The organism is Mesorhizobium sp. WSM4808 (assembly GCF_055811675.1).
In genome coordinates this window covers 196,212-209,183 of sequence record NZ_JBVVQX010000008.1, presented here as the reverse complement: position 1 = coordinate 209,183, position 12,972 = coordinate 196,212, and the positions used below count along the sequence as shown (strand labels likewise).

Sequence of the window (12,972 nt, the reverse complement as noted above, 5' to 3'; positions counted from 1 at the left end):
CATATCAGGTTCCACTAATGCACTAAAAAGCCCGCCACCTTTCAGCAGCGGGCTTCCAAGCTGCAATTCTCTTGATTAATCGATGATCCCGGAGACCCCGGATGAACTGGGCGATGCCGTCACCGACGACAGCCGCTCACTTTTGGTGAATGCGGGCTTCTGATAGCTCTTCTTCTTCGATCTAATTTGCCAATCCGCAATGTGCCACTCTTTGCCTTCGACCAGGCGTGGCAATCGGCCGACAAAAAGCCCGCCACCTTCCGGAAGCGGGCCAGGATGCCTCACTGCTGGCCGGAGCGACTGCTCGCACCAGCGGCATCGGTCCAGGCGAGGCATCCGGCAATGACAGGCGTTGTGCCGACGACCAGGGCGCCGCGCGCGTGCAGGGTCATCAACCCGCGCCATGAGACTCTATCGACGGCCCAGATGGTGCCGCTGGCGTCGACCCACTTGAGGTCGGCGTCGGCGGCTTGAACCGCCTGCATCATCCCGGCCGGTTCCATCCCAGCTCGAAAGACGATGACGGAAGTGGTGGCACCGTTGAAGAGCGGGCCGGCACCCGCAGTCAGTCCTGCAAGCAGGACGATGCTGGTCAGAGCCGCCGAGGCACCGCGTGCCGGTCCACCGCGGTTGGGCAGCACCAGCACCAACAGCAGCGGCACGATTCCGAAGATAACCAGCCACCCAATATCCCAGGCGAGCGGCATGTCGCTGTTCATCTTGATCCGATGCAGGCCGAGCAGCCAATGGAACACAATGGCGTCCACCAGATGCCAGACGCCGAACCCGATGAAGGCTAGCCGAAGGATCTCGGTCGTCGTTCCGGCCCGCCCGCCTGCTGCCCTCGCCGCCACCAGTAGCACCGTGCCGGCAACGGCGAACACGTACATGAACAAGTGGAAGAGGCCGTCGGCCATGATCTGGAAGCGCAGGTCGGAACCCGCCGGGTCGGCGAGGCCCGAGAGAAGATGATGCCATTGCAGAATCTGGTGCAGGACGATGCCGTCGAAGAAACCGCCCAGGGCGAAGCCGAGCAGAAGCCAGCCGACTCTCGTTCTCGGATCGAGTTTCGCGGTGATGGTGTCCATATCAGGACGACTCCGCCGAAGCCGGAGAGCCAAGTCTGGTTAGCAACTCCAGGTGCATCGCCCTGTCCGCCGTCGGGTCGTGGAGATCATGACGGGCCTCGATCCAGAAGGCCGTAATCAGCCCGCCGACCACTGTCGTCAGAACCAAAGTCCCAGCAATGACTGCCAGCATGGAATGTCGATCCTTCAACCGCGCAGGGACAGGCCGCGCCCGACCCGAACCTCGGCTTCTGCCGTATGTTCCCTCGCGTCGGGCGTTCTGGGGAGGGAACAATCAACTGACATCATGGTTCGGATGCCCTGTTGGCGGATGGCTGAAGCGGAGAACGCTCATGAGTGAATATTCGGCGGCGGCTCCGAGCAGCCGCGACGACCACAAGCCGCGGGGCATCACCCGCTGGCTGTTTTCGACAAACCACAAGGATATCGGAACCCTCTACCTGATCTTCGCCTTCTTCGCGGGGGTCATCGGCATGCTCTTGTCGGTGGGCATGCGAATTGAACTGCAGCAACCCGGGATCCAGGTTTTCCCCGGGTTGGCATCGATGATCTACGGCTACCAAGGCGACGCGGCCATAGATGCCGGCAAGCAACTTTATAACGTGTTCACCACGGCGCACGCGCTGATCATGATCTTCTTCACCGTCATGCCCGCCCTGATCGGTGGATTCGCCAACTGGATGGTTCCGATCATGATCGGCGCCCCGGACATGGCCTTCCCACGCATGAACAACGTCTCGTTCTGGCTGCTGCCGCCTGCGTTGATGCTGCTTCTGTTGTCGATCTTCATGCCCAGTGTCCCCGGCGGCTACGGTCCCGGGACCGGCTGGTTCCTCTACCCGCCCCTTTCAACCTCCGGCCATCCCGGTCCTTCCGTTGATCTGGTCATTCTTTCTCTGCACATCGCGGGAGCCTCTTCGATATTAGGCGCCATCAATTTCATCACCACAATCTTCAATATGCGCTCGCCAGGGATGACATTGCATAAAATGCCTCTGTTCGTGTGGTCGATCCTCATCACCGGATTCCTGCTGCTGCTGGCCCTGCCTGTCCTGGCAGGGGCCATCACGATGCTCCTGACCGATAGAAATTTCGGCACGACATTCTTCGCGCCGGACGGCGGCGGCGATCCTATCCTGTACCAGCATCTCTTCTGGTTTTTCGGCCATCCGGAAGTCTACATCATGATCTTGCCGGCCTTCGGCATCGTGAGCCAGGTGATCTCGACATTTTCGCGAAAGCCGATCTTCGGCTATCTGGGGATGGTCTACGCGATCGTCGCGATCGGAGCGATCGGCTTCGTCGTCTGGGCCCACCATATGTACACCAGCGGAATAGGGCTGGACACGCAGCGCTATTTCACCTTCGCCACGATGGTGATCGCGGTGCCGACTGGGATCAAGGTGTTCTCCTGGATCGCGACCATGTGGGGTGGTTCTCTTAGCCTGCGCACCCCGATGCTGTGGGCGCTCGGCTTCATATTCCTGTTCACTGTCGGAGGCGTGACCGGCGTACAGCTTGCAAATGCCAGCCTAGACCGCCAATTGCACGACACCTACTATGTCGTCGCACACTTCCACTACATTCTCTCGTTGGGTGCGATCTTCGGCATCTTCGCGGGCTGGTATTACTGGTTTCCGAAGATGACAGGTTATTTGTACAATCCGCTTTTGGCTGGAATCCATTTCTGGACGACCTTCGTCGGTGTGAATCTCGTCTTCTTCCCCCACCACTTTCTCGGGATGGCCGGCATGCCACGTCGCTATATCGACTATCCCGACGCTGTTGCCGGATGGAACATGGTCTCCTCCTTTGGATCGTATCTGTCGGCCGCGAGTGTCCTGATTTTCCTTGCCGGCATCGTGGAGGCTTTCCACCGGCGAAGGGCCGCCGGCATGAACCCTTGGGGGCCGGGAGCCACCACATTGGAATGGGAATTGACCTCTCCGCCGCCTTTCCATCAATGGGACAGGCTGCCGAAAATAGAATGAAGACGGCTCGCCGTGCGCGACAGATAACGGGATCGGCGCTGAGTTGGAACCGCGCCGCGCTGTTCGTGAATCCGCCTATCGGAAGCTGATCACCAGCACGGCGAAAAAGCTGGCGAGGGCTACTGTCCAGCAAAACAACCAGTTGGCGATCAGCAGGACAGATTTCAGCACGGTGGCGTGGCAGTAGTCTTCGATGATCGATTGCATGCCCAGCCGCATGTGGACGCAGTTCACCAGAATGAAGGCGATGAGGGCGGGTGCGACATAGATCGATCCGACTGCGCGGATGACGACATCTCGAGGCTCTCCGATCAGCCTTATAACGACCGCGACGATGTAAATGACGAGGATCAAAAGTGCAGCAGATGTCAGTCGTTCCAGCATGAACGTTTCGGTTCCGTGTTTCGCCGACCCAAGGCCCCGCACTCGAGCTAACGGAGTTCTGATCGAGTGTCTGTCAGCCATCTTGCTTCCCCTAACTCACCTGGTTACCCGTATCTCAAGCTGTTGCTGTCCAATGCCCGGGCTCGCGTCACGGATGGATAGTGCGCAAGCACGTTCTCCAGTTTGGCAAGGCGAGCTTTTTGGGTGGTGGGCTCGTATCCTGAACGCCATCCATTCTTCCTGGGTCTGCCAGCTTTCCACAACTCGCTTTCAAGGAGCGAGATGCTGAGGCGGGCGGCGTCTTTGACCAGCGCTGCCTTTACCAATTTCCGACTCTGCATGGCTGTAGTTCCGGTGTGCGAGGGTGGCGCCAAACACAGTGCATTTGAAAATGTTCCCTAGTTGCCGCCCGGCGTATAAAATTCAAACGCCTCGATGCTGGCCTCAAAGCGGTCGCCACGAGCCCGAGCCGGGCGCCCGGCACTCGGCAGCTGGGATCTCTGCACAGTCCGGTAGGTCGGGGGTTGCCTTCAATGGGCCGCGGCGTGCCGGGCTACGCTTAGGAACAAGCAGGCGCAATGCTTGGCCCGCCCCTTGCGGCAGGTAAGATGACCAGAATCTGTTCTTTGGCCAACATATGTTAAAAGCGCTTTTGTTTCTCGATCGGGCAAAAAGATTTGCGTTTCGTAGCCGGGAACTTATCGATCCTCAAGAAGTTTGCGGGGCTAGTCAGGAGAACGGACTATGTCGGGCAACGAAATTCATCAAGACGCCGCGCGTTTTCGCACCAGCATCCGTGTCGTGGACGCCCGCGTGTTCCGCGGACCTCATCTTTACAGCATGACGCCAATGGTCCGGATCCAGATCGACCTCGGAGCCCTTGAAGCGTTCCCGACAGACAAGCTGCCCGGGTTTACCGATGACATCGTTCGCCTGTTGCCCGGCCTTGCGGGCCATGGCTGCAGCTATGGCGTCGCCGGCGGGTTCGTCCGCCGTATGCAGGAAGGAACCTGGCTCGGCCACGTCGTGGAGCACGTCGCCCTGGAACTGCAGAGCATGCTGGGCCACCCGGTGACACGAGGAAAGACACGTTCGGTCAAAGGCAGTCCGGGCACTTACAACGTCATGTTCGCCTACAATGATGAGGTTGTGGGGCTGCTCGCCGGACGAGTTGCGCTCGAGTTGGTGGATAGTCTCCTGCCGGGCAATCTGCATGGCCTCGAGGGGCTCGACGAGATTGCCGAAATGGAAGGGCCATTCGATTTCGCGGTGAGGCTGCAGCAGCTCAAGGCTCGCGCCGCCGAGCGTGCCTTGGGCCCCACGACCGCCTCTCTGGTGCGCGAGGCCGAGAGACGGGGGATTCCCGCGGCGCGGCTCGATGACAGCAGCCTGGTGCTGCTCGGCCAAGGCAAGCATCAGAAGCGCATCCGCGCCAGTTGCACCGACCTCACTTCTGAGATCGCGACCGAAATCGCCTCCGACAAGGACCTGACAAAATTCCTGCTGCAGCAGGCCGGGCTGCCGGTCCCCAGCGGGGAACTGGTGCGATCGGCGCAGGACGCTGTCGCGGCAGCGGCACGGCTCGGATACCCTGTGGTCACCAAACCACTGGACGGCAATCATGGAAGCGGCGTCAACATCGGCCTCGCAACAGAGGACGAAGTCCGCTGGGGCTTCGAACAGGCGCGAGAACACAGTCGCAGCGTGATCGTCGAGCAGCACTTCGTCGGCTCGGACCACAGGATCCTGGTGATCGGAGGAAAGGTGGTGGCGCTTGCCGAGAGGGTCCCGGCACATGTCGTCGGCGATGGCCGGAGCTCTGTCGCCGAACTCGTCGAGCAGACGAACCGCGACCCGCGACGGGGAGAGGGCCATTCTTCGGTGCTGACCCGCATCGAGATCGACGAATGTGTCCAGCATTTCCTGTCAAAGTCGCAGCTCACGCTTTCGAGCGTTCCAGCGCCGGGTCAAATGGTGCTCCTGCGACCCACCGCTAATCTGTCGACCGGCGGGACGGCAACCGACCGGACTGATGAAATCCATCCGGAAAACGCGCTGATCGCCAGGCGGGCGGCACAGATCGTCGGTCTCGACATCGCGGGGATCGACTTCGTCTGTCCTGACATTTCGCGGCCGGTCAGCGAGACCAGCGGCGGCATCATAGAGGTGAATGCCGGTCCCGGGTTTCGCATGCATCTCGAACCGTCCTCGGGCCGCGCCCGCAATGTCGCACGGCCGGTGCTCGATCTGCTCTTCAAGGGTGGCAAGGACGGCCGCATTCCATTCTTCGCGATCACAGGGACAAACGGCAAGTCGACCACCGCCAGAATGCTGTCGCACATTCTGCATGCGAATGGTGCAACAGTCGGGCTCACCTCGACCACCGGCGTCTACCTGAACGGCGAGCGGATCATGACAGGCGATTGCTCGGGTCCGCAAAGCGCTAGGATCGTGCTGCGCGAGCCAGGTGTCGATGTCGCTGTGCTGGAATGTGCACGCGGCGGCATCCTGCGCGAAGGCCTTGCATTCGACGCGTGCGACATTGGCGCGGTGCTGAACGTCCATGGCGATCATCTGGGGCTGAGAGGCATCGACACTATCGAGGACCTGGCGGAAGTGAAGTCGGTGGTCGTCGAGTCGGTCCGCCGCAGCGGGTGGAGCATCCTCAACGCCGACGACATTCACACCTCCGCGATGTCGCGCGACGCCGGGGGCAGGATCTGCTACTTCTCGCTGGCGAACAGGAGCGACTGGCCCGATTTCCTGTGCAGCCACGTGGCGGAAGGCGGCCGCGCCGTGACGCGGGAGCGCAGCAGGGACGGTTGGGACATCGTCATCCACGAGGATGGGGAGTCGATGTTCCTGATGGACGTCGACGAAATTCCCGCGACCTTCGAGGGGTCCGCTGAATTCAACGTCGCCAACAGCTTGGCGTTCGTTGCGATGGCACATTGCCACGACGTACCTGCGGCAACTATCCGCGCTGCATTGGCCGAGTTCACCACCTCGTTCGAGCATTCTCCCGGTCGCCTCAACGTCTTCGACGGGCATGGTTTCCGCACGATCGTTGACTACGCGCACAATCCCGAGGGGTTGAAGGCGCTGGGAAAGCTCGTTTCCCATATGAAGCGCGGGTATCAGCGCACGATCGGCCTTGTCGCCATACCGGGCGACCGCCGCGATTGCGACATACGCGAGATGGGGGCGGTGGCTTCGCGAATATTCGACGTCATCGTCTTCAAGGAGGATGAACATGAACTGCGCGGCCGAGCCCCCGGAACGATCGCCGGCTTGCTGCGGGAAGGCGCCTTGAACGCCGGCTGCGCTCCAGGGCGCATACAAGCCGTCTGTCCCGAAAAAGAGGCTGTCGAAGTGTGTCTCCAGCTTGCTCGGGAGAAAGACCTTGTCGTGCTCACCGTCGACGACGTCGAGGCGGTCTGGAGCCAGGTGACCGGGTTTGAGGGCGCGGCACCTTCTCGGCGAGGGCCCGATCAGACCCATATTCGCCATCTGAGGGCTGGCTGATGTGGTCGCTCATCCTGCACGGCGGCGCCAAGGAGATCGATCCAGAAGAGGAGGAGGCGCATCGCAACGGGTGCATCAAGGCGCTTGAGGCCGGTCGCGCCGTCCTGGCCGGCGGCGGAACTGCAGTCGATGCGGTGGACGCCGCCGGTCGTGTCCTCGAGACGGACCCGACGTTCAATGCAGGATATGGCAGTGCCCTCAATTCGGACGGCGAGGTCGAAATGTGCGCAGGCATCATGGAGGGCAAGGACTTCAATGTGGGCGCCGTCGCTGTGATCAAGGGCGTGCGCCATCCCATCAGTGTCGCCAAGGCCATGCTGCATGAGGAGCCAATCCTGCTGGCGTCGGACGGCGCCAGGCGTTTCGCCGCCGATAAACAACTGGAGCTTTGCGATCCGGCTGACTTGGTCACGCCGCAGCAACGCGGTTTCGCCAGCAAGTCGGAGGCGAAGGATACAATCGGTGTCGTTGCCCTTGACCAGTATGGGGATCTCGCCGTGGGCACTTCCACCGGGGGACTGGACGGCAGCGCTCCGGGCAGAGTGGGCGATTCTCCGCAACCCGGTTGCGGCTACTACGCCGACAACCAATTGGGCGCCGTGGCCTTTTCGGGAGACGGCGAGCATATCGCGCGAAAGGCTCTCGCCGCTCGCGTCATGCAGGCGCTTTCCGCGCGGCGCGCACTTTCCGCCGGACGGGCAGCTATGGCGGGCGTGGAGGAGGTGCTGGAGCCCTCCCTCAGGGAGGTTGAGGCGATCGGCGGTGAAGCGGGAGCCATCGTGCTTACCCCAACCGGGAAGTCCGGGTGGGCGCACAACAGCCGGGAGTTTGCAGTCGCGTTCATGACCAGCGAGGACAACCATCCGCATGTCTTCCTGCGCAAGAAAGACGAGGGCAGATGACCGACAAGAAGAAAAGGCGCCCCTCCAATGGCAAAGCCGGAACGCTTGTCATCATCGGTGGCCACGAGGACCATGACGGCGATCGCGTCATATTGAAGGAGGTCGCCAGCCTGGTTCCGAACGGCCGCCTGGTGCTTGCCACCATCGCGTCGCATGAGCCGGATGGCTATCTCGAGAAGTATCAGAAGTCCTTCGGCGAGTTGGGCATCAAGGAAGTCGTCGAGCTCTACGTCAACGACCGTCTCGAGGCGGCTCATGAAAAAAAATAAGCGCGCTCGCAAACGTGAGCGCTGTGTTCTCCTCCGGTGGCGACCAGCTCCGCATCACCAGCCAGATCGGCGACACCCCCATCGACGAGCGGGTGCACGAAATCTATGAAGCCGGAGGCATAATTGCCGGCACCTCCGCGGGCGCGTCGGTCATGAGCGATACCATGATGGTGAAGGGGCCGAACGCTGCGTCCTTTCGGATCGGCCATATTCGCATGGCGCCGGGGTTGGGCCTGCTGCCGAATGTCATCATCGACCAGCACTTTGCGGAGCGGGGCCGCATCGGGCGGCTCATCGGAGCGGTGTCGCAGAACCCACGGGTCCTGGGCATCGGCATTGATGAAGACACGGCGATCGTGGTGAATGGCGAGATGTTCAAGGTCATCGGCAGCGGCGCTGTCTATCTGGTTGATGCAGCCGGCGTCACGCATTCCAACATCGCGGAAGGTGAACCTGATGCCGCCCTTTCCATCCATGATTTGAGGGTTCACGTGCTGAGCTCCGGCGATGCCTTCGATCTCGCGATGCGACGCCCGGTCGGGGTTCCGTGAGGCTTTGACACCCGGATGGCAAAGCTACGGCGGGACTGGCTAACCGAGTTGGCGACGCCGATGCCGATGCGCAACCGCGACGCGCTCAACGATGGCCACCGTGCAGACCCAGCGCAGGAGTCAGTATGTTTTCAAACCGGATAAAGCTCGCCACGCTGTTTGCGGCTGCCGCCCTCTCGCTGGCGGCATACAATAACGCACGCGCCAGGAAGGCCTTGGCTCCCCGTTTGAAGGGACGCACTCTGAGGATCGATGGGGTGGACCTGAGTATCATCGAGAAAGGCAGCGGGCCTCCTTTGCTCCTGTTGCATGGCAATGGCTCGGTTGCGGAGGATTTTGCGGTCAGCGGCGTGCTCGACCTGGCGAGTGCCAAGCATCGGGTCCTCGCCTTCGACCGGCCAGGCTTCGGCGGAAGCTCGCGACCGGCTCGAAAGCGCTGGTCGGCGTGCGAGCAGGCCGATCTCTTCCACGAGGCCGCCGCCAAACTAGGCATTCACAAATACCTCGTGCTCGGACATTCCTGGGGCGCTTGGATCGCGCTGGAGATGGCCCGCAGGCACGCTCCCTCGGTCGCCGGCCTGGTCCTCGTCTCTGGATATTACTATCCCTCACCGAGGCTGGATCTCGCTCTTGCAGCACTACCGGCCGTACCGCTGATGGGCTCGGCATTCCGTCACACCTTGCTGCCGCTCGCAGTAAGGCTCGGCTGGCCGTCGACCATGCGAAAGATATTCCGGCCTGGGCCGATCTCGAACGTTTTTTCGGTGAGCACAAAGGAGGTCGCCAGCCGCCCCTCTCAGTTGCGCTCAGTCTGTGTGGAGACAGCCCTGATGCTCGGCGCGGCGCTGTTCACGAAGCCTTGCTATCGGGACATCGACGTGCCGACCGGAATCGTCGCTGGAGCAGGGGACAGGCTGTTCGACGCTCGGCGTGAAGCGGAACGCTTGCATGCCGAAATTTATGGATCACTGATAGAAATAATCCCGAATTCCGGGCACATGGCTCACCACAGTGACCCGCAGGCGGTGCTCCGAATGATCGACAAGGTCACCTGTATGCCTCGTCCACCAAAAGACGGAGGCAGCAGCGACGCGCTCTCGCCAGCTGCGCGCTGACATCATCGATCAGGGCAGCCTGCGGTTTGTCGTGTTGGCAGGGCAGGGCAGGGGTACTTGCGCGGAGCCGGTTCGCCGGGTGCCCGCAGGCTGAGAGCCTACAAAAGATTCCGATTTCTCCCGACACCAACCCGCCGAACCGCCTCATGAAGCGCCACAGAGGTGCTCGGGCGATGAGCGGGGACCTGTGCAACCATTGCCACCCAATATGCAAGAACGGAACGAGGCAGTCTGCGGCTGGCGTCCATCGCCGCCCAACTTGCTAGGCGCAACGGTTGCAGACCGTGACGAGGGAGACGAAGTCCGGTGCTACAAGGCGAACCAATCGATCGAAGGTCGCGAAATCATCAGCCAGAAGATGGCGAGCACAGCCGCGAAGGCAGGAAAGCCGAACGCGAACCAGAGCCGAAACAAGGTGTTATAGCGCTGTGGTGGAGGTTGCTTCGCTGCCGCGGCCTGCATAGCGAGATTGCGCATCTGGATCTGCATCCACACGACTGGAAGCCAGAACAGGCCGGTGATGAGGTAGAGCAGGATCGAAAGCACAATCCACCCCTCGGTCAGCGAATAGCCGGAATGCCACGCGAGAAACGCACCGGTGACAGGTTGGGCGATGACGGCGGTTGCAGTGAACATGAAATCGGCGATCACGACGACGCGTGCGACCGCCGCGATGGTTGCGGAATTTGCGGTCCGATGGGCGAGCAGCATGAAGAAGGCGATACCGGCGCCAGTGCCCAGCAGCACCGCCGCTCCGACGACATGCAGGAACTTGAGAATGAAGTAGCTCATCAGCGTTCCTCCAGGACTGCCAGCGCGACAAAATGCAGAACAATGATCGGCAGGATCTTCAAGAAAGGGCCGAGCGGCTCGTTCCACAGCTCGGGCCGCAGCATGGTCCCCGCGATCGCATAGAAAAGAGCCACCGCGATCGCCCCGAACAGACCCAGCCGACTGGTCGGTCGCCAGGCGATCAACGCGCCGACCGCCATGTCGGCCAGCGCTCCGGCGATGACCGCCGGTTCCGCCAGCGGACCGATGGCAGTGCCTACCAGCAAGTCGACCCCGCGGCGCCAGCCAGTGGTCAGGGAAATGACACCCGTCATGATCCAGAAGAAGGGCAGGACAGTAAAGATCGCCGGCTTGACGAAATAGAGACGGGCGAACCATCGCTCCTGCACCGTCGCGGGATTGAGCTTTAGCGCTGCTTCGAGGCTGGATGGTTGGATGCCTGTCGCTGCGATCCACGGGTGCGGGTCGCCGACAGCGCCCCGCACGATTTCCTTGGCCGCATTGCTGCGCATCGGCGGGCGCCAGCCGAGCAGAGCCGTCGCATCGCCGATCCGGTACAGGCCGGCCGCGACGCTTCCGGGCAGAGTGAACTCTCCAGCCGGTCTCGACCCGAGCCAGCAGCGGTAGAGGCCAACCACCTTGCTCATCGGCAGCGCTTCAGGTCCGGCAAGGTCAAGCGCGATGCTCGATGCGCTATCGGGCCGGAGAAAATGCAGGACAGTGGCGATCACGTCGTCCAACTGTACGACCTGAAGCCGACCCGTGCTGGGCATCACCGGCAACAGCGGCAATGCGGCCAGTCCGCGAAACAGCGCACTGGCGCCGAACGCCGGCCGGCCCAGCACGACCGACGGGCGCAGGATGACCCAGTCCAAATCGCGCGCCATCAACGCCTGGTCGCCAGCCAGCTTGGTGGCCGAGAAGGCGGACGGCTGCAGCCGATCGACCCCGATTGCCGAGAAGTGAATGACTTTTCTCACGCCCGCCTGCTCACAGGCGGCAAAGAGTGCCGATGCGCCGCCCGCATGCACACCGCCAGTGCTTTCTTGCGTGCTGTCCTGCAGCACGCCGGCGCAGTTAACGACCGCATCGATACCTAACAGATGCGGGCTCCAGTCCTGCGTCCGCGCCTTTGCCATGTCGAGCAAGACAGGCGGCAAGCCTGTGAAGGGCGCGGTGCCGGCACGATGCAGCACGCGAACGATTTCATATCCATCGGCGGCCAGGCGCGCGCAAAGCGAAGTTCCGATCAGACCCGACGCGCCGGTGACGAGAACCCTCATCCCGCGTGCCCTAACTGGGACGGCAGGCGCGCCTCGACCTGTCTGGACGCGGAGCCGGACGACGCCACAAAGCTGTCTTCGCAGCCCGGCCACTCGATCGGGCGGTCCGAGACCTGGTCGCCCAGGTGAGGGCTGATTGAAGCAAGCGTCCGCGCGGCGCTGGAAGCAACTGCGCCCAGAGCTCCCATCATTGTTCGCGCGGCCTTGTCCTGGAGCAAAGGCGCCGAGCGCGGACTCGGGTTGGTTGTTCCTCTGGTGCCCATCATCGGGTGCTCATCCTAAGCTGCCACGCTGTTCCTGCAAAACTTTGCTCGGCAAGTCTGAAAACTGTCAAGTCTGAAGGGTGGCAAGTCCGAGTTGGCAAAGCCAAACGGTTCGGGCTTTGCACAACCGACCAATCGGCCTAGCCAAGCACTTCGGCGACGAGCCCCAACCGACACGCGTCCTCGGCATGGATATAGCAATTGTTGGTGGCGCGCCGGTAGAGTTCTTCGGCGGTCAGCGAGCTTCCGTTGACCAGTTCCCTGAAGCCTTCCATTTCGAGCTGCTCGGCGGTTTCGAGCAAGGCGAGTTCTTCGCGCACGATCTGGATGCAGACCGCATCGGGCCGTTGAGCGCCAGGCTTGTGTCCATGCGCCGCTCATGCACGAGCAGAACCGCGTCTTCCGTCAGGAAGCGGCAATGCCGGTCGAACGCCGCAAAGATGGTCACTCCCGCCGAGTAGACCTGCGTCTTGCCGACACAATAGGCGCGTCGCCCTGAATGCAGGCGGAACAGGCGGATTTCGAGTGCGATGCGACGCGCGGCATCGGCATCGCCGCCGCTGGTGTTCAACTCCATCAGCATGTCCTGGCCGCTGCGACGAACTTCTTCCAGCCGTCCGAGGAAGAAAGTCACCGTATTCTGGCCAATGGGCCCGTTGATGGAGATGTTCGGCTCGAAGAGCAGCCGTGCCAGCTCAGGAGCCGGGTCGGTGGGTGTGGTGGGGGCCCCGGGGGGGCCGGGGTGGGGGGGGGTGATGTTGTTGGTGTGCGCGCACCAAGAAAAACGGGACCCGAAGGGGGGGAGAGGA

General features: G+C 61.9%; 12 protein-coding genes. 6 read left to right on the top strand and 6 right to left on the bottom strand.

Translation table 11 applies throughout. The annotated features are described in order from the left end of the window. Positions 1 to 281 precede the first annotated feature (281 nt). The gene (locus AC0L2U_RS16790) at positions 282 to 1,088 is read right to left on the bottom strand and encodes a DUF2243 domain-containing protein (RefSeq protein WP_473602258.1); all 807 of its coding nucleotides are present in this window, start codon (positions 1,086 to 1,088) and stop codon (positions 282 to 284) included. 332 nt (positions 1,089 to 1,420) lie between these two features. Between AC0L2U_RS16790 and ctaD the strand changes: the two genes are divergently transcribed. Beyond that, positions 1,421 to 3,079: a cytochrome c oxidase subunit I gene (ctaD, locus tag AC0L2U_RS16785; RefSeq protein WP_473602311.1), complete on the top strand. Its 1,659-nt coding sequence runs from the start codon at positions 1,421 to 1,423 to the stop codon at positions 3,077 to 3,079. A gap of 75 nt (positions 3,080 to 3,154) precedes the next feature. On the opposite strand, the gene sdhD is transcribed toward ctaD, so the two are convergent. After that, positions 3,155 to 3,544, bottom strand: coding sequence for a succinate dehydrogenase, hydrophobic membrane anchor protein (sdhD, locus tag AC0L2U_RS16780; RefSeq protein ID WP_473602257.1), 390 nt, complete (start codon positions 3,542 to 3,544; stop codon positions 3,155 to 3,157). Positions 3,545 to 4,207: 663 nt separating this feature from the next. Between sdhD and cphA the strand changes: the two genes are divergently transcribed. From cphA to AC0L2U_RS16755, 5 genes are all read left to right on the top strand, one after another. Further along, the gene (cphA, locus tag AC0L2U_RS16775) at positions 4,208 to 6,988 is read left to right on the top strand and encodes a cyanophycin synthetase (RefSeq protein WP_473602256.1); all 2,781 of its coding nucleotides are present in this window, start codon (positions 4,208 to 4,210) and stop codon (positions 6,986 to 6,988) included. Beyond that, the gene (locus AC0L2U_RS16770; protein ID WP_473602254.1) at positions 6,988 to 7,890 is read left to right on the top strand and encodes an isoaspartyl peptidase/L-asparaginase family protein; all 903 of its coding nucleotides are present in this window, start codon (positions 6,988 to 6,990) and stop codon (positions 7,888 to 7,890) included. The genes cphA and AC0L2U_RS16770 overlap by 1 nt, the downstream gene beginning before the upstream one ends. Next, complete coding sequence (locus tag AC0L2U_RS16765) at positions 7,887 to 8,159, top strand: hypothetical protein (RefSeq protein WP_473602253.1); 273 nt, start codon at positions 7,887 to 7,889, stop codon at positions 8,157 to 8,159. Before AC0L2U_RS16770 ends, AC0L2U_RS16765 begins: the two co-directional genes overlap by 4 nt. 14 nt (positions 8,160 to 8,173) lie before the next feature. Continuing rightward, positions 8,174 to 8,710: a cyanophycinase gene (locus AC0L2U_RS16760; protein ID WP_473602251.1), complete on the top strand. Its 537-nt coding sequence runs from the start codon at positions 8,174 to 8,176 to the stop codon at positions 8,708 to 8,710. Between the two features lie 125 nt (positions 8,711 to 8,835). Next, positions 8,836 to 9,825 carry an alpha/beta fold hydrolase gene (locus AC0L2U_RS16755; protein WP_473602250.1) on the top strand — a complete coding sequence of 330 codons (990 nt, stop codon included), beginning with the start codon at positions 8,836 to 8,838 and terminating at the stop codon, positions 9,823 to 9,825. 309 nt (positions 9,826 to 10,134) lie between these two features. Here the strand turns inward: AC0L2U_RS16755 and AC0L2U_RS16750 are convergent, their stop codons facing one another. The 4 genes from AC0L2U_RS16750 to AC0L2U_RS16735 all read right to left on the bottom strand — a co-directional run. Then, positions 10,135 to 10,617 (bottom strand): DUF2269 family protein, encoded by a 483-nt coding sequence (locus tag AC0L2U_RS16750; RefSeq protein WP_473602249.1) that lies wholly within the window; start codon positions 10,615 to 10,617, stop codon positions 10,135 to 10,137. Then, the gene (locus AC0L2U_RS16745; RefSeq protein ID WP_473602247.1) at positions 10,617 to 11,900 is read right to left on the bottom strand and encodes an SDR family oxidoreductase; all 1,284 of its coding nucleotides are present in this window, start codon (positions 11,898 to 11,900) and stop codon (positions 10,617 to 10,619) included. The genes AC0L2U_RS16750 and AC0L2U_RS16745 overlap by 1 nt, the downstream gene beginning before the upstream one ends. 403 nt (positions 11,901 to 12,303) lie before the next feature. Next, positions 12,304 to 12,438 carry a hypothetical protein gene (locus AC0L2U_RS16740; RefSeq protein ID WP_473602246.1) on the bottom strand — a complete coding sequence of 45 codons (135 nt, stop codon included), beginning with the start codon at positions 12,436 to 12,438 and terminating at the stop codon, positions 12,304 to 12,306. Continuing rightward, on the bottom strand, positions 12,399 to 12,972 hold a 574-nt coding region (locus tag AC0L2U_RS16735; RefSeq protein ID WP_473602244.1), incomplete at its 5' end, for an ATP-dependent Clp protease proteolytic subunit. The genes AC0L2U_RS16735 and AC0L2U_RS16740, both read right to left, overlap by 40 nt.

Coding starts and splice junctions, on each gene's coding strand:
- ctaD (WP_473602311.1), top strand. CDS start 1,421: ATGAGTGAATATTCGGCGGCGGCTCCGAGCAGCCGCGACGACCACAAG.
- AC0L2U_RS16745 (WP_473602247.1), bottom strand. CDS start 11,900: ATGAGGGTTCTCGTCACCGGCGCGTCGGGTCTGATCGGAACTTCGCTT.
- AC0L2U_RS16765 (WP_473602253.1), top strand. CDS start 7,887: ATGACCGACAAGAAGAAAAGGCGCCCCTCCAATGGCAAAGCCGGAACG.
- cphA (WP_473602256.1), top strand. CDS start 4,208: ATGTCGGGCAACGAAATTCATCAAGACGCCGCGCGTTTTCGCACCAGC.
- AC0L2U_RS16740 (WP_473602246.1), bottom strand. CDS start 12,438: ATGGAAGGCTTCAGGGAACTGGTCAACGGAAGCTCGCTGACCGCCGAA.
- AC0L2U_RS16750 (WP_473602249.1), bottom strand. CDS start 10,617: ATGAGCTACTTCATTCTCAAGTTCCTGCATGTCGTCGGAGCGGCGGTG.
- AC0L2U_RS16755 (WP_473602250.1), top strand. CDS start 8,836: ATGTTTTCAAACCGGATAAAGCTCGCCACGCTGTTTGCGGCTGCCGCC.
- AC0L2U_RS16790 (WP_473602258.1), bottom strand. CDS start 1,088: ATGGACACCATCACCGCGAAACTCGATCCGAGAACGAGAGTCGGCTGG.
- sdhD (WP_473602257.1), bottom strand. CDS start 3,544: ATGGCTGACAGACACTCGATCAGAACTCCGTTAGCTCGAGTGCGGGGC.
- AC0L2U_RS16770 (WP_473602254.1), top strand. CDS start 6,988: ATGTGGTCGCTCATCCTGCACGGCGGCGCCAAGGAGATCGATCCAGAA.